This window comes from Flavobacterium sp., from assembly GCF_043722275.1.
Classification (GTDB): domain Bacteria; phylum Bacteroidota; class Bacteroidia; order Flavobacteriales; family Flavobacteriaceae; genus Flavobacterium.
In genome coordinates, this window is the sequence record NZ_JAYSPC010000193.1 from 90,526 (window position 1) to 106,211 (window position 15,686).

Here is a 15,686-nt window from a genome sequence, read left to right on the forward strand (position 1 = left end):
AAAAAATAAGTTGGCTTTAGCCTAATTTTCGCATTTTTTGGCTAAAGCCATTCATAGTGATTCCATATAAACTCCAGCTAAAGCTAGAGGCAATTCAGCTCAACCTGACATACATTACCTTATAATAAATTCTAGATTTTTACCTTTTTCAAAAAGTCAGAACGATAGGTTTCACTTAAAATTAAGGTGCTGTTTTTATCCTTTTTCTCTAAATGATGCAGGACAATTTCGTTATGATTAAAAAATTTAATGGCTTTTACCGCAACAATTTCTTTTTTGTTTACCCGACAAAAATCAGCATCGGGCAATTCGCTTAAAAGCGTATCAAATTTTACGTTTTTCAAATTCAGGAAACTTCCATCCGTAAGTAAAACCGTTTTATCACGACTATCACTAACCGCGGTTTTTATGTGTTGAATCTGATTGAAATAAAGCAATGTTTTTCCTTTATCTGTATTTAGCTGAATAAACTTTTTTGCCGGATTCGGTTTATGAAAACGTTCATAAGCTTTTGAGATCGCTTTTTGCAAACGTTCCAGTTTTACCGGTTTTGTAATATAATCTACCGCATCAATATTAAACGCATCGGCGGCATATTCTTTATAAGCTGTGCAGAAAATTACTAATTTATTATTCAGCATTTCGGCAAGATGCAAACCATCAATTCCGGGCATTTCGATATCTGATATCAGCAAATCAAAATCGAGATTGGGGATATCAGCCAGAAGTTTCTCCGGATTGTTGTACGTTTTTACGATTTCAACTTCGGGAACTTGTTCGCAAAGCATTTTCAGGTACGTTAATCCCGGTAACTCATCGTCCAGAAGCAAGCATTTCAGTTTTGTATTCAAGTAAATCTATTTTAAGATGAGCAATATAAACGTCATTTTCTACAAACTTATCGAGTTTGAAGTTATTCTTATAAATAATACGCAAACGGTGTTCTAAAGTTGCATGACCAAAACCGCTTCGTTCTTTTTTCAACACTTTTTTGTCTGAGATTTTATTCGAAACTGTCATAAAAAAAGCATTGTCCCTAAACTCAAAAACAACCGAAATAAAAGCATCGGCGCTTTGCAAATCAGCATGTTTAAAAGCATTTTCGATTAAATCAATCGAAATTAAAGGCGCTAATAAAGGCTGATCGTATAATTTATCTTCTTTATTGATATTGGTTTTGATCTTTAATTCAAAAAGTGGACTTATCTTGATTTTATTGATTTCGATTAAATTCAATGCAAAATCGATTTCTTCTTTTGCGGTGACAAATTTCTTTTTGCTTTCGTATAAAATATAATCCAAAACATTGGCTAGTTTATCTAATGCAAAATAGGTTTGATAAGCATGCGACTGAATCGAATTTAAAATGTTCTTAAACAAATGCGGATTCAGTTTTGATTCTAAAGTTTCTAACTGCAAATCGTTCACTTTCAATTCGAGTGCATAAAAACTCTTTTCGGCATCGTCTTTTGCTTTTTTGAATTGCATCAATTGATACATCAAAAAACAAATAATAACGATTAGCAATAAAAGTATTGCCAGAAATATAAAAGTGATTGTGTTGTTTTCTTGCATTGATAATTAATTTGATTGAGAACTCAAAGATTTTTTCATTTCATTACATATAGCAAGTAAATTTTTTCTAATTTCTTTATAATTTTTTTCCTCTAAAAATATATAAGTATGATAATTTAATTCAACTTTTGCTTGAAGGTCACTTGGAATAAAGTTTTTATTTCTTTTCTTTTTTTGAGTGCGTTCTATTTCAATTAATGAATAATCATGAATTAATTTATCAACATCAGCACCAAATATACTACACCTATGAGATTCATCATTTCTAATTTCACGAAGCATCGTCATATGCTTATTATAATATTTCTTTTTGTCAAAAAAAAATTCTTTTTCATAAAGATATACTAAAACATTAATATCTAGATTTCTTATAGATTTACAGTTGTTTCGAGCGTATTCCAGTGTCTTATATCTTTTTTTAAATCTTTCATTGTTGATTAATAACTCGTTTAACAAATCATCATAATCTGGAAATTTCTTCCAATAAAAATAATTCATCAAATTTTCAATTTGGTGAAAAACAGAAGTGCAGAATGAAATAAATTTGTCATTTGGAATTCCTTCCTCAAAAAATATTTTTTCCATTTTCAAATTGTCTTTTTCTAGTCTATTTTTAACACCATCGTGATCTATAAAACTATAATCAATTAAATTATTTAAAAAAGAAAATTTCAATCTTAATCTTTTTACAGTTTGATCATCATCACCTTTAACCAACTTAAGAAAAGACAAATGACCAAGCAGAACAGATCTAAAATCATAATTTAATTTATCATTCGATTGATGATTTTTAAATATTTCTTCAGCAAATCTTAGTCCTCCTTTTTCCCAATTATTAAGCATTGCGCGTACCTTTTGCAAATACTCTCTTTTGACATTTACTTTTTCATTAACAATCAATCCTGTAACCTCCTGACTTTCCCTAGAAGTTCGCAATCTAGTTTTTCCCTCATTTACTTTAAAATTCTCATCTTCTACAATGCTTTTAATTGAACTAATAAAATGATTATCTAAAACATTTTTATTTGTAGAGAAGCTCAAATCGTCTGCATATCTTGAATATTTAATTTTGTTTGGTATACAAAATTTTGAAACTTTTCTATCTAATTTTTGAGTAACAATATTTGATAATAACGGACTCATTGGAGAACCTTGCGGTAAATAATTTTTGTAAGTACCAAGATTAGCTATTAAAAAGGCTATTTTCTCTCTTTCATTAGTCAAATTAAATGGTGATAATCCTAAAACAACTTTTACTCGTCTAAAGTTTATTGATGGAAAAAAATCTTCAATATCTACATTTAAAACAAATTTTTTATTTGTATGTGGAATTGCATTTCTCTTAATATCTTTTCCTAGTAAAAAGCCATTTGAACAATAATGTGAGTGAGATTCAAAAATAATCTGAAGTAAAAGATTGATCAGGCTCTGAACTCTTTTTAATAATTTATCGGGTGAGTTTATTTGCCTAAGTTTACCATTTTTCTTTAAAATAACAAACTCGCTGTATCTATTGTCTTTCGATTTCGATAAATAATAGAGGTGCGAAAAAGTTAGTTCAAAAATCTCCTCTGTCGAAGTTGAAATCTGATTTTCGATATAATTTAAAAGCGATACAAACTCTCGAACGTTTCGAATTTTTTCAAATCTCGCTTTAATTTCTGATTTAAATAAATCATTTAAAAAGACACCAGCCATATTCTCTTGTGTAGGGTATAAGGTTTTAAACCATCATAAGTAAAAGCAAAATAGCATTAATTTAATAATAGCAATAGAGCAAAATAGCAATAAGGAAATAAACAAGTATTAAGCTTACTAAGTAATAACAATAACTTGAATATAAAATATAAATTTGAAGGTAAATTATATAAACAACCCTTCATCTATTTCCTAACATTAGTATTGACATCTCGATATCGAAATGCATGATCAATTTGCTGGCGTCTTAATTTTTTTTATACTTCTAAAAAGCGAATGTACTATTTTTTATGTTAAAATAAGAAAGATTATTGATCTTATTATATCCATCTAATGACTGGAAACAAACTTCAACCCAATGATTGAAGCGATCAAACTCGCAAGAAAAAATATTCTCCAGAAAGTTGCCGGTTCCTTAAAAACCAAAATCCCGACTAAAACAGTTCCAACGGCGCCAATTCCTGTCCACACGGCATAAGCGGTTCCTATTGGTAAAACTTGCGTCGCTTTATACAACAATAACATACTTATAGAAAGACAAACAAAAAATCCAACCATCCAATATGTTGAGATTATTCCTGTGCTTTCTTTGGCTTTGCCTAAACAAGACGCAAATCCAACTTCAAAAAGTCCGGCTATTATTAATAAAATCCAGTTCATTTTCTTTTCATTTTTAAATTAAGTACAAATATGAGAAAAGCTAAGGTAGAATTGGACAAAACATCTAAATTTTCCTAAAAATCACAATACCAACTATGTTAATAAACAGTAAAAACCGAGGCGATAAATTATGATTTAGAGCACTTTTCACTACATTTGCATCCATTTTAAAGAATTTATGAAAAACGCAGTTCAAGTTGGATTTTGGGAAAAACTAGCCCGAATCATACTTAAAAACAGAATAGTAATACTAGTAATCCTATCTGCTTTAACGATTTTCCTTGGTTATCAATGGAAAAACCTTGCTATGACTTATACTGAAGCAAACTTGCTTCCGAAAAATCATATCGTAAATAGACAATACCAACAGTTTTTAGATAAATTTGGTGAAGAAGGAAATTTAGTAGTAATAGGTTTTCAGGACTCAAAATTTTTTACTCCAAAAAATTATGCCGCGTGGAATGAATTAATGACAGGTTTAAAAAATTCTAAAGAGGTAGATTTAGTCGTTTCACTAAACGATTTAAAGAAACTGGAGAAAGATACGGTTAACGAAAAATTTGTTCTGAATCCGTTTATTGATCAAAAAAAAGCGCTTGATCCGGAATATCTAAAAAAGATACAATACGATTTATTTCACAATTTGCCTTTTTATGAAGGATTGTTGTTTAATAAACAAAGCGGAAGTATTCGTTCAGCGGTTTACATCAATAAAGCGCTTGTAAATACTGCCGAAAGAAAAACTTTTATCCTTGAAAATCTGGTTCCGAAAATCGATAAATTCGAAAAAACAACCGGAATCGATCTAAAAGTTTCAGGAATGCCATATATCCGAACGATTAATGCTGACAATATGAAAGGCGAAATCGGACTTTTTATTGGCGCAGCTTTATTTACGGTTTCATTGATTTTCTTTTTCTTTTTCCGTTCGTTCAGAGCCACTTTTATCTCGATTTGTATTCTTGTTATTGGTGTAATCTGGTCTTTTGGGACACTTGGATTATTTCATTATAAAATCACGATTTTAACGGCTATTATTCCGCCATTGATTATAGTAATTGGGATTACGAATTGTATTTTCCTGATTAATAAATACCAGCAGGAAATTAAACTGCACAATAATCAGGCAAAAGCTTTACAGCGTATTATTTCTAAAATTGGGGTTTCGACTTTAATGACGAATTTAACTACGGCTATTGGTTTTGCTACGTTTATGATTACTGGCAATGATTTACTTTTTGAATTTGGTTTGGTGACTTCTATAAATGTAATTTCGGTTTATTTACTGACGCTTTTAATTGTACCAATTATTTACAGTTTCATGTCTATTCCGGGAGAAAAACATTTGTACCATTTGAATAAAACCTACATTTCAACCTTATTGGACTTTGTCGAAAACGTGGTAAAAAACAAACGCAAAACAATTTATATCATTTACGGTTTGCTTTTGGTTTTTAGTGTGATTGGGCTTACACAAATGAAAGTTTCCGGAAGTTTGATTGGCGAAATGCCAAAAAGTGCTTCGTTTTATAAAGACATTTTGTTTTATGAAAAAGAGTTCAACGGTGTAATGCCGCTGGAAATCATGATTAACACCAAACATAAAAAAGGTGTTATGAAAATATCTACAATGCGTAAAATGGATGAACTCCAAAATACAATTGCTGAACTTCCTGAATTGTCAAAACCGGTTTCTATCGTGAATTTGGTTAAATACTCGAAACAGGCTTTCTATAACGGAAATCCTGAATACTACCAATTGCCAACTTCGCAGGAACAGACTTTTATTTTATCGTATGCTAAGAATGCGACTAAAAACAGCAAAGACAATTTAATGAAAGCTTACGTAGATTCGACCGGACAATATGCCCGAATCACGACTTTCATGAAAGATATTGGAACTCAGGAAATGGCAAGAGTGGAGAAAAAACTACGCTCAAAAATTGCTGAAATTTTCCCGAAAGATCGCTACGAGGTAACTTTGACAGGAAAAGCATTGGTTTTCCAGAAAGGAACTTCATATTTGGTAGACAACTTAATCGAATCGTTGATTTTTGCCATTTTAGTAATTGCCGGATTAATGCTGTACTTATTCAGATCGTTTAAAATGGTGATGGCGTCTGTCATTACAAATGTTTTACCGCTTTGTATTACGTCCGGATTAATGGGTTATTTCGGGATTCCTTTAAAACCTTCAACTATTTTAGTGTTTAGTATTGCATTTGGAATTTCGGTTGATAATGCAATTCAGTTTATGGCGAAGTACAAACATGATTTAATTCAAAGTAACGGAAAAGTCAAAAAATCTGTTTTCAGCGCTTTGAGAGAAACTGGAATCAGTACTTTTTATACTTCGGTAGTTTTGATTTTAGGTTTTGCTACATTCACGCTTTCCAGCTTTAGCGGAACAATCGCGCTTGGTGGATTAATCTCCTGTACTTTGGCGTTTGCTATGTTTGCGAATTTATTGGTTTTACCGGCTTTGGTTTTGACTTTTGAGAAAAAGAAAGCTAAGAAAGAGGATTTGGAGAATTTGGAGGGGTAGAGTTTTTAATTTCCAATAAAGGATACAAGAATATGGATAACGGCTTTTCAGAAATTACAAGTCTTATTAAGCAAACTCGAATTAACACATTGAAAATTGTTAATTCTGAGTTGATAAATCTATATTGGAATATTGGTCAACATATCTACTTAAAAATAGAGCAATCAAATTGGGGACAATCTATTGTAAAAGAATTAGCTGAACATATTCAAAATACTGAACCCTATTTAAGAGGATTTTCAGATAAAAATCTTTGGAGAATGAAGCAATTTTATGAGGCTTACAAAGATTTTCCAAAACTCTCACCACTGGTGAGAGAAATTAGCTGGACAAATAATTTATTAATATTTACGCGGACTAAAACTGAAGAAGAAAAAGAATTTTATCTAAAAATTTGTAAACAGGAATCATACAGTAAAAGAGAGCTTGACCGCCAAATCTCAGCAAGTCTTTTTGAAAGAACAATGATTGGAAATTCAAAAATCTCAACAGTGTTGAGAGAAATTGATTCCGATTTAACTAATTCATTTAAAGACAACTATGTTTTTGAGTTTTTAAATCTTCCTGAATCTCATAATGAAAGTGATCTACAGAGAGGTCTCGTTAAACAAATGAAAAATTTCATTCTTGAATTGGGAAAAGATTTTTTATTTATAGATCAAGAATATAAGCTACAAGTAGGAAACAGTGATTTTTATATAGATTTATTATTTTACCACCGCGGTCTGCAATGTTTAGTTGCATTTGAATTAAAGACAGACAAGTTTAAACCTGAACATCTGGGACAATTAAATTTTTACTTAGAAGCACTCGACCGAGATGTAAAAAAACAAAATGAAAACCCAAGTATTGGTGTTTTACTTTGTAAAGATAAAGACAACGAAGTTGTAGAATATGCTTTAAGCAGAAGCTTATCACCAACTTTGGTTTCGGAATATAAAACACAGCTTCCGGATAAGAAACTATTACAGAAAAAATTACACGAAATATTTGAAAAGAGGATTGAAAATGAATAGCTCAATGTTATTATTTTGATTTTAAGAAAGAGAACTTGGAGGAGTACGTTTTTTATTCTAAGCGATAAACACAAACAATTTAAAAAAATCATATGAAAAAAATAATACTGATTCTTCTTATCCTAAATACAAGTCTTATTTTTTCTCAAAACTATTTTGAGGGTAAAAATTTATATTGTAAATCTGGGAATCCAGAATCAATTAAATTATTTGACCTTGGGATAGAAACTCTTTATTTGAATAAATCTCTAAATAAAAAGTACCTTCAAATGACTTCAAATGTTTTTTTTAAAGCTTATGAACAAGACACAACCTTTTGTGATGCATTATTTTTTACAGGTTACACTTTAAGATTATTAAATGACAAAAAAGCTTTAGCTTTCTACATGTTAGCGGACAGCTTGTATAATAAGTCAATTGAATTTAAAACTAATCTCGCGGCGGAAGGTTTGAGATATGGAACAGAAAACTCTATTAAAATTGCACGAAAAAAATACAATGAAATAATTAAGCTGTTTCCTGACAGTCCAGAAGGATATTATGGATTTGCCGTTACTTCTTCTATTTTAGGAGACACCGAAAAAGGACTCGAAAACATAAATATTGCAATAGAAAAATATAAAGTCACAAATTCAAAAATAAATGATGATGTTGTATTTTTAAAAGGAATTTTACTTTCAGACAATGAAAAATACGAAGAAGGACTTGAATACTTAGATAAAGTTCATTCAACCTATAAAAAAGATTTTAATTTTAAAGTTCACTATTCATTGTGTTTACTTAAAGTTTCTGAAGTAAAAAAGGATGAAAAAATGAAACAGAAAGCTTTAAAAATTTATGAAAAAATAGAAGAAAAAGATCAGATTTCGCAAGAAATAAAAGATCAACTTATATTCTAACAGCAAAAAATTCAAAACTTATTTAAAATTCTTATATTAATTTCTTTATTTAAGGACATGCTATAAAACTAAAAACGTTTTTCACTTATACTCCTCTTCTCCCTAGCCCCAATCGCAGCGGCATCCTTTATGTTTTTTCTTTAAAAACATAAAGATACAGCGGAGAGCGGGAAACAGCTTCTAATTTTAATAATTATCGTTTATATTTGCAGTTATTACACAACAAATAATTTAATTTCAATATTACATATAAAATGAAACACACAAAAGTTAAAGACTTATTAAACAGTACGACGACGCTTCAGGAGGTTAATGCAAAAGGATGGGTGAGAACTTTTAGAAATAATCAGTTCATCGCGCTTAATGACGGTTCTACCATTAATAATATACAATGTGTTGTTGATTTTGAAAATACACCGGACGAAATTTTAAAAAGAGTTACTACCGGAGCTGCAATATCGGTAACTGGAACTTTGATTGAAAGTAAAGGTGCGGGTCAGAAATATGAAATTCAGGTGAACAAACTTGAAATCTTAGGAGATTCTGATGCTGAGAAATTCCCAATACAACCAAAAAACAAACCTAGTTTGGATTTCTTGCGTGAAAATGCACATTTACGTGTTCGTACGAATATGTTTGGTGCCATTATGCGTGTGCGTTCGGTATTGTCATTTGCAGTTCACAACTATTTTCAACAAAAAGGTTTTGTGTATGTAAATACGCCAATCATTACAGGTTCTGATGCTGAAGGTGCTGGGGAAATGTTTAAAGTTACTGCTTTGCCATTCGACAATACACCAAGAACTGAAGACGGAAAAGTAAATTATAAAGAAGATTTCTTCGAAAAAGAAACAAACTTAACAGTTTCGGGACAATTAGAAGGAGAGACTTATGCAATGGCTTTGGGTCAGATTTATACTTTTGGACCAACTTTTAGAGCAGAAAATTCAAATACTTCTCGTCACCTTGCAGAGTTTTGGATGATTGAGCCGGAAGTTGCTTTCAACGATCTTGATGACAACATGGATTTAGCTGAAGATTTTATTCAGTATGTAATCAAATATGCGTTAGACAATTGTCAGGATGATTTGAAATTTTTAGAAGGAAGACTTTTAGAAGAAGAAAAATCAAAACCTCAGGCGGACAGAAGCGAAATGGCTTTACTAGAAAAATTGAATTTTGTTTTAGAGAACAACTTTAAACGAGTTTCTTATACCGAAGCAATTGATATTTTAAGAGATTCAACGCCGAATAAAAAGAAAAAATTTCAATATATCATCAATGAATGGGGCGCTGACTTACAATCAGAACACGAACGTTATTTGGTGGAGAAACACTTTAAATGTCCGGTAATTTTGTTTGATTATCCGGCAAATATCAAAGCGTTTTACATGCGTTTGAACGACAATACTGAGCCAGGAAGAGAAACGGTTCGTGCAATGGATATCCTTTTCCCGGGAATTGGAGAAATCGTTGGTGGTTCTGAAAGAGAAGAGCGTTACGACGTTTTGATCGAAAAAATGAAAGCCTTAGAAATCGACGAAGAAGAATTATCTTGGTATTTAGACACAAGAAGATTCGGTTCTGCAACTCATGCAGGTTTCGGACTTGGATTTGAGCGTTTGGTATTATTTGTAACCGGAATGACAAATATTAGAGACGTAATTCCTTTCCCGAGAACTCCTGGAAATGCAGAGTTTTAGAAAATAAAGTTTGCCACGAAGACACAAAGACACTAAGATTTTTTATAATTGCGCTAAAACTAGAAAAATTAAATAATACCACGAAGACACAAATTTCTAACGTATTATTTACATTTTTTAATAAAAGGAATTAGAGCCTTTCAAAATAAAATTAACTTTGCGTCTTTGTGCCTTCGCGGCAAAACAACAAAAAAATGCTCTCAGAAAGAACGGAAGAAATTGGAAGAATAATTGTAAACTCAGCATTTAAAGTTCATAAACAACTTGGACCCGGATTATTAGAAAGAGTTTACGAAGTTTGTTTAGCTCATGAAATTAGTAAAACCGGTCTTGATGTAAAGCGCCAAGTTAATATTCCGATTGTTTATGACGGAATTGAATTTAGTGAAGGATTAAGATTAGATTTATTAATTGAAGATTCTATAATCATAGAAATAAAAGCTGTTGAACAAATGAATCCAGTTTGGGAAGCACAAATTATAAGTCAATTAAAATTGCTAAATAAAGATTTGGGCTTTTTAATTAATTTTAATGTCCCACTAATTAAAAGTGGTATTAGAAGATTTATAAACACAAAAAGAAAGTATTAAACATTTCAAGTTAGTGCCTTCATGGCAAAATAAAAACCATTGCGTCTTTGTGACTTCGTGGCTAAAAATAAAAAAAACTTTGCGCCCTCGCGTCTTAGTGGCTAAAAAAATTAGTGCCTTATTATGCTAAAGCAATTTTTAAATTTAAAATTATCCCAAAAATTATCTCCACAGCAAATTCAGTTGATGAAGTTAATTCAATTGCCTACGCAAGCTTTTGAGCAACGTTTATTAGAAGAAATGAACGAAAATCCGGCTCTTGAAGCTGGAAAAGAAGACGAATACGAAGCAGATGAATTCGCTAATGAAGAATACGATGATTATGATGATGCAGAATCTGACAGAATCGAAGCGGACGATATTAACATTGACGAGTATTTAAGCGATGACGATACGCCGGATTATAAAACTCAGGTGAATAATTATAGTGAAGATGAAGAACGCGAAACACCGTTTGCTTCGCCGATAAGTTTTCATCAGGATTTAATCAATCAGCTGAATACTTTTATTTTGAACGATGAAGAACGCGAAATCGCTGAATTCCTTGTTGGAAGTATTGATGATATGGGGTATATCCGCAGAAGCGTTGCAGATATTGTAGATGACATGGCTTTTACTCAGGGTATTTATACGGATGAGAAAATGGTTGGAAAAATGCTTCAGGTAATTCATGAATTAGAACCATCCGGAGTTGGAGCGCGTGATTTGCAGGAATGTTTATTGTTGCAATTAAAGCATAAAACGCCAACGGAATATGTTGATCTGGCGATTGATATTATCGAAAATCAATTTGATGCTTTTACTAAAAAACACTACGATAAACTGCTTCAAAAATATAGTGTTTCAAATGAACAGCTTAAAAAAGCGATTCATGAAATCGAAAGATTAAACCCAAAACCGGGAGGATCATATACTGGAAATAATAAAGTGACCGAAAATGTGGTTCCTGATTTCGCGATCAGAATTGTTGACGGCGACCTGGAATTAACCCTAAACGGAAGAAATGCTCCGTCATTGCACGTTTCTAAAGATTATCAGGAAATGATGCAGACGTATAAAGATTCGCGTGATAAATCGTCTGCACAAAAAGATGCGGTTCAATTTATCAAGCAAAAATTAGATTCGGCTAAATGGTTTATCGACGCGATCAGACAACGTCAGGAAACCCTTTTTGTAACGATGAATGCGATTATGCATTATCAGGAAGAATTCTTTTTAGACGGCGACGAAACCAAACTTAAACCAATGATCCTAAAAGATATTGCAGATATGGTTGGTTTGGATATTTCGACGATTTCGCGTGTAGCCAACAGTAAATATGTAGAAACGCCATACGGAACGAAACTGATCAAAGAATTTTTCTCTGAAGCGATGAAAAATGATCAGGGTGAAGATGTTTCGACTTTAGAAATTAAAAAGATTCTTAAAAATACAATTGAAGAAGAAGACAAAAAGAAACCTTTACCAGACGATCAATTAGCAGATATCTTAAAAGAAAAAGGATATCCAATTGCCCGTAGAACAATTGCAAAATACCGCGAACAACTTGATATTCCGGTAGCAAGAATGAGAAAGAAGATTTAGATTTTCTTTTTTACCATTAACAGATTAAGAAAAATTAGATTGTATATCAAAAGCAAACCCGACAGATTTTAAAATCTGTCGGGTTTTATCATTTACATATATACATATTAAACCGGATTAAAATCCGACCCTACAATATAGCCCAAGCCAAAGGCTCTTCTGTAGTTCCGCAGGAACACATCATATTGTAGAGCTGGACTTCAGTCCAGTTTAAATCAAAAATAAGAGATTTAAAAAAATTAAGTTTATAACGTATGGCAAACCCGACAGGTTTAAAAACCTGTCGGGTTTATTTTTACAGCGACACCAGAAATTCTGAAGGTGTCATCACAGTTATTTCAGAGTTTTTAAAATCCTTTTTATTTCGAGTTATAATGAAATTACATTTGTGATGCAAAGCACTAAAGTATTGTACAGCATCTTCAAAATCGTTAAACTTTGAAATTAAACTTTTATCAATAACAATTTCGTCAATCGTAGAAACTTCGCAGATAATTCTAAACTTTTGCAGAGCATCTAAAACTTTTTTTTCTTCAATATTTCTTGAAACTACATAGACTGTGTTTACAAAAGATAAAGATGACGACGCTAATTTGAGCTTTTTGTTTTCTGCCAAAGAAGCAATTATGGCAATATCATTATAAAATGGTTCTCTTTTATCGATTAAATCAATCAAGACATTTGTATCCAAAAATAAATTCATATTACTTATATTTTTCGGATAAATATTCTTGGCGAGACTTTTTATAATCAAAATCATTAGAAACCTCTCCTTTTCCTATCGTAAAGCTTTTTACAAAAGAACTTATTTCATAATCTTGTGTAGATATTTCTTTTTCTGTAATTGCTTTCAAATAATTTTCTACCAAAAGAGATAAACTATGTTGATGCTCCGCAGCATAAATTTTAGCTTTTTCAATTACCGTTTTATCTAATTTCAATGTTAATTTCGCATCCATAGCTCTCGTTTAATACGTACAAATATAACGATTTAACACGTACAAACAACAAACCCGACAAATTCATAAAAATCTGTCGGGTTCCTTTTATATTAAAGATTAACTATTTATATTGATCCGGCGTTATTGTAATCTCAAATAAATAGTCCGCCTTTTTATCATCATAATTATAAATCAAGGTAAAATTATTGTCCCGAAATATTTTAAGCCCGGAATTTGCTTTAACCGTACTTATTAAACTCTCCTGAATATTTAATTTTATTGTATCAATGTCAGCAGTTTGTTTTTCAACATTTAATAAAGTCAAATTGTACTGAACAACTTTATCTTTAGGCAAAGTCACATTATCTAAACGAATTCCCGGCTGAATTGTTAATGGACAATTTGCATTGTATTTCTCCACTAATTCAATCATTTCTTTGTCTGCAACAGGTTCTTTAAAAGAGTAATACAAAATTAAAGTCAACGATAATGCTACAACGGCACTAATTACTAAAACAGTTAAATTCTTTTTCTTTGTGGGTTGCTCCATTTTTGTAGTTTGTTTTGTTTTAAAGAAAAAAGTCTTTTATTTTTCCTGATTTTTTTTCATTGCATTATAATAAGCCGCACGACTTAGCGGTTCATATTCTTCGGTTTCACCAAGCATAACTAATTTATCATTGTCGGTTTTACGAAAGCTGTAATTCGCAAGATTTCCTGTTCTGGTACAAACAGCATGAACTTTCGTCACATATTCTGCTGTTGCCATAAGTGCAGGCATTGGACCAAAGGGATTTCCTTTAAAATCCATATCAAGCCCTGCAACTATCACCCGAATTCCCTGATTAGCCAGATCATTACAAACTGTAACAATCTCATCATCAAAAAACTGAGCTTCATCAATACCAACAACATCGCATCCTTGTGCCAGAATAGCAATATTAGCAGCAGCGGGAACGGGAGTTGAGCGAATTTCGTTAGAATCATGGGAAACTACCATTTCGTCATGATAGCGGGTATCAATAGCGGGTTTGAAAATTTCGACTTTTTGTTTGGCAAATTGAGCGCGTTTTAATCTGCGGATTAACTCCTCGGTTTTACCCGAAAACATTGATCCACAAATAACTTCAATCCAACCAAATTGTTCTTTGTGATTTACTGTATTTTCGAGAAACATTTTGTATTTTTCTACCTTTAAAAATGAATAGTTTTTATTACTTTGTACTGGTAATAAATCGACGTGAAAAATTGCTGTTTTACACTTTTCAAAAGTAGAAAATTTTTATCAAATCGAAGATTCGCGAACACTTATTAACAGAAATAAAAAAATATCTTTCAGATTTCTTCTAAGAATGAAGATATTCAAATACAAAATATACTAAAATACCCTATTCACTATAATTTCAACAGTTATGAAAAAAAAATTGGAAGCCGATTTAATCAGCATTGCACATCGAATTTTAAAGCTTAAAAATAAATCCGATATCAATCAATTGTATCTCGAAACTCAGAAATTATATGAGAAATTAGCCGTTTTAAAATTTGTCGATGAACATTTCGACTCTGCAAAACCAACAATTGGTCATAGCGAAGTAGCCGCTGAAATTGAATCTATATTTGATAAAGAAGAAATAATCCCGGCAGAAGTTACTACAGAAACTCCAGTTGCAGTTGAAGAAACTCAGATTGAAGAAGTTCCTGAACCGGAAATTACAGAAGTCAAACCCGAAGAAGTGCAGGAAGAAATTGTTGCTGAAATTCCTGAAGAAATGATTCCGGAACCAGTAATCGAAACAATCCCTGAACCTATTGCTGAAATTGTTGAAGAAGCAGCTTTCGAAAAAATCGAAGAACCAATTTTTGAAACTAAAAAAGAAACCGAAGAACTTTCGTTTAGAACTATAAGTGATTTAAAGCCAATTCCGGACTTTAAACCCGCTTTTGAATTAGATATACCAGAAGAAAAAGAACCTGAGAAAGAAGAACCAAAAGACGAAATTCCTTCAAAACCAAGTCCTGTTACAATTTCGTTTGAAGATTTTGGAATGAATTATGCAGATGCTCAGTTTGTAAAAGTAGAAAGTTATGAAAATGTAACTCCTATTCCAACTCCGGTTATTAATGAATTCGAAAATAAAAAAGAAATCATTGAAACTAAGGTTATCGAAAAATCAACAGAATCTAAAACAGCTACTTTAAACGAAAAACTGGCGAAAGGTTTTCATGTTGATTTGAATGACAGAATTGCTTTTACAAAAAACCTTTTCGGAAATAATTCTGAGGATTACAGCCGCGTTTTAAATCAGTTACTGACCTTTGATAATTACAGCGAAGCGCAGGATTTTATAGAAAACATGGTAAAACCTGATTATAATAACTGGGAAGGAAAAGATGATTACGCCGAACGTTTCCTTGCAATTGTAGAAAAGAAATTTTCATAAAAAAAACAAACACAGATTTCACGAATTAACACCA

Annotated in this window: 15 protein-coding genes; 7 read left to right on the plus strand and 8 right to left on the minus strand. The window is 31.6% G+C overall.

The annotated features are described in order from the left end of the window. Window positions 1–131 precede the first annotated feature (131 nt). The 4 genes from ACHZDT_RS22590 to ACHZDT_RS22605 all read right to left on the minus strand — a co-directional run bounded on the left by ACHZDT_RS22590 (window position 132) and on the right by ACHZDT_RS22605 (window position 3,933). Complete coding sequence (locus tag ACHZDT_RS22590; protein WP_394776953.1) at window positions 132–851, minus strand: LytR/AlgR family response regulator transcription factor; 720 nt, start codon at window positions 849–851, stop codon at window positions 132–134. Further along, window positions 814–1,575 carry a sensor histidine kinase gene (locus ACHZDT_RS22595; protein WP_394776954.1) on the minus strand — a complete coding sequence of 254 codons (762 nt, stop codon included), beginning with the start codon at window positions 1,573–1,575 and terminating at the stop codon, window positions 814–816. The genes ACHZDT_RS22590 and ACHZDT_RS22595 overlap by 38 nt, the downstream gene beginning before the upstream one ends. 6 nt (window positions 1,576–1,581) lie before the next feature. Next, window positions 1,582–3,273, minus strand: coding sequence for a reverse transcriptase domain-containing protein (locus ACHZDT_RS22600; RefSeq protein ID WP_394776955.1), 1,692 nt, complete (start codon window positions 3,271–3,273; stop codon window positions 1,582–1,584). Between the two features lie 330 nt (window positions 3,274–3,603). Next, a complete protein-coding gene (locus ACHZDT_RS22605) occupies window positions 3,604–3,933 on the minus strand; it encodes a DMT family transporter (protein ID WP_394776956.1) in 330 nt (109 codons plus the stop codon). 178 nt (window positions 3,934–4,111) lie between these two features. Here ACHZDT_RS22605 and ACHZDT_RS22610 point away from each other — a divergent pair, with 178 nt between their 5' ends. The 6 genes from ACHZDT_RS22610 (at window position 4,112) to rpoN (ending at window position 12,270) form a co-directional block, all read left to right on the plus strand. Next, on the plus strand, window positions 4,112–6,478 hold the full coding sequence (locus tag ACHZDT_RS22610; RefSeq protein WP_394776957.1) for an RND family transporter: 2,367 nt from the start codon (window positions 4,112–4,114) through the stop codon (window positions 6,476–6,478). Window positions 6,479–6,510: 32 nt separating this feature from the next. Beyond that, on the plus strand, window positions 6,511–7,494 hold the full coding sequence (locus ACHZDT_RS22615; RefSeq protein WP_394776958.1) for a YhcG family protein: 984 nt from the start codon (window positions 6,511–6,513) through the stop codon (window positions 7,492–7,494). 92 nt (window positions 7,495–7,586) lie between these two features. Next, on the plus strand, window positions 7,587–8,393 hold the full coding sequence (locus ACHZDT_RS22620) for a tetratricopeptide repeat protein (RefSeq protein ID WP_394776959.1): 807 nt from the start codon (window positions 7,587–7,589) through the stop codon (window positions 8,391–8,393). 254 nt (window positions 8,394–8,647) lie between these two features. Next, window positions 8,648–10,096 (plus strand): asparagine--tRNA ligase, encoded by a 1,449-nt coding sequence (asnS, locus tag ACHZDT_RS22625; protein ID WP_394776960.1) that lies wholly within the window; start codon window positions 8,648–8,650, stop codon window positions 10,094–10,096. Window positions 10,097–10,290: 194 nt separating this feature from the next. Then, entirely contained in the window at window positions 10,291–10,686 is a 396-nt protein-coding gene (locus tag ACHZDT_RS22630) for a GxxExxY protein (RefSeq protein WP_394776961.1), read from the plus strand. A 123-nt stretch (window positions 10,687–10,809) separates the two neighbouring features. Continuing rightward, entirely contained in the window at window positions 10,810–12,270 is a 1,461-nt protein-coding gene (gene rpoN / locus ACHZDT_RS22635; protein ID WP_394776962.1) for an RNA polymerase factor sigma-54, read from the plus strand. A 295-nt stretch (window positions 12,271–12,565) separates the two neighbouring features. Here the strand turns inward: rpoN and ACHZDT_RS22640 are convergent, their stop codons facing one another. From ACHZDT_RS22640 to ACHZDT_RS22655, 4 genes are all read right to left on the minus strand, one after another. Next, window positions 12,566–12,973 carry a type II toxin-antitoxin system VapC family toxin gene (locus tag ACHZDT_RS22640; protein WP_394776963.1) on the minus strand — a complete coding sequence of 136 codons (408 nt, stop codon included), beginning with the start codon at window positions 12,971–12,973 and terminating at the stop codon, window positions 12,566–12,568. Between the two features lies 1 nt (window position 12,974). After that, complete coding sequence (locus tag ACHZDT_RS22645) at window positions 12,975–13,229, minus strand: DUF6364 family protein (RefSeq protein ID WP_394776964.1); 255 nt, start codon at window positions 13,227–13,229, stop codon at window positions 12,975–12,977. Between the two features lie 103 nt (window positions 13,230–13,332). After that, window positions 13,333–13,761: a hypothetical protein gene (locus ACHZDT_RS22650; protein WP_394776965.1), complete on the minus strand. Its 429-nt coding sequence runs from the start codon at window positions 13,759–13,761 to the stop codon at window positions 13,333–13,335. 36 nt (window positions 13,762–13,797) lie between these two features. Continuing rightward, window positions 13,798–14,388 carry a thymidine kinase gene (locus tag ACHZDT_RS22655; protein WP_394776966.1) on the minus strand — a complete coding sequence of 197 codons (591 nt, stop codon included), beginning with the start codon at window positions 14,386–14,388 and terminating at the stop codon, window positions 13,798–13,800. Between the two features lie 235 nt (window positions 14,389–14,623). On the opposite strand from ACHZDT_RS22655, the gene ACHZDT_RS22660 reads away from it, so the two are divergent. After that, window positions 14,624–15,652 carry a hypothetical protein gene (locus ACHZDT_RS22660; RefSeq protein WP_394776967.1) on the plus strand — a complete coding sequence of 343 codons (1,029 nt, stop codon included), beginning with the start codon at window positions 14,624–14,626 and terminating at the stop codon, window positions 15,650–15,652. Window positions 15,653–15,686: the final 34 nt, after the last annotated feature.

Excerpts from the sequence above, each read along its gene's own strand:
- ACHZDT_RS22650 (WP_394776965.1), bottom strand. The coding sequence starts at position 13,761 with ATGGAGCAACCCACAAAGAAAAAGAATTTAACTGTTTTAGTAATTAGT.
- ACHZDT_RS22630 (WP_394776961.1), top strand. The coding sequence starts at position 10,291 with ATGCTCTCAGAAAGAACGGAAGAAATTGGAAGAATAATTGTAAACTCA.
- ACHZDT_RS22615 (WP_394776958.1), top strand. The coding sequence starts at position 6,511 with ATGGATAACGGCTTTTCAGAAATTACAAGTCTTATTAAGCAAACTCGA.
- ACHZDT_RS22620 (WP_394776959.1), top strand. The coding sequence starts at position 7,587 with ATGAAAAAAATAATACTGATTCTTCTTATCCTAAATACAAGTCTTATT.
- ACHZDT_RS22595 (WP_394776954.1), bottom strand. The coding sequence starts at position 1,575 with ATGCAAGAAAACAACACAATCACTTTTATATTTCTGGCAATACTTTTA.
- ACHZDT_RS22605 (WP_394776956.1), bottom strand. The coding sequence starts at position 3,933 with ATGAACTGGATTTTATTAATAATAGCCGGACTTTTTGAAGTTGGATTT.
- asnS (WP_394776960.1), top strand. The coding sequence starts at position 8,648 with ATGAAACACACAAAAGTTAAAGACTTATTAAACAGTACGACGACGCTT.
- ACHZDT_RS22640 (WP_394776963.1), bottom strand. The coding sequence starts at position 12,973 with ATGAATTTATTTTTGGATACAAATGTCTTGATTGATTTAATCGATAAA.
- ACHZDT_RS22610 (WP_394776957.1), top strand. The coding sequence starts at position 4,112 with ATGAAAAACGCAGTTCAAGTTGGATTTTGGGAAAAACTAGCCCGAATC.
- ACHZDT_RS22645 (WP_394776964.1), bottom strand. The coding sequence starts at position 13,229 with ATGGATGCGAAATTAACATTGAAATTAGATAAAACGGTAATTGAAAAA.
- ACHZDT_RS22660 (WP_394776967.1), top strand. The coding sequence starts at position 14,624 with ATGAAAAAAAAATTGGAAGCCGATTTAATCAGCATTGCACATCGAATT.
- ACHZDT_RS22600 (WP_394776955.1), bottom strand. The coding sequence starts at position 3,273 with ATGGCTGGTGTCTTTTTAAATGATTTATTTAAATCAGAAATTAAAGCG.
- ACHZDT_RS22655 (WP_394776966.1), bottom strand. The coding sequence starts at position 14,388 with ATGTTTCTCGAAAATACAGTAAATCACAAAGAACAATTTGGTTGGATT.
- rpoN (WP_394776962.1), top strand. The coding sequence starts at position 10,810 with ATGCTAAAGCAATTTTTAAATTTAAAATTATCCCAAAAATTATCTCCA.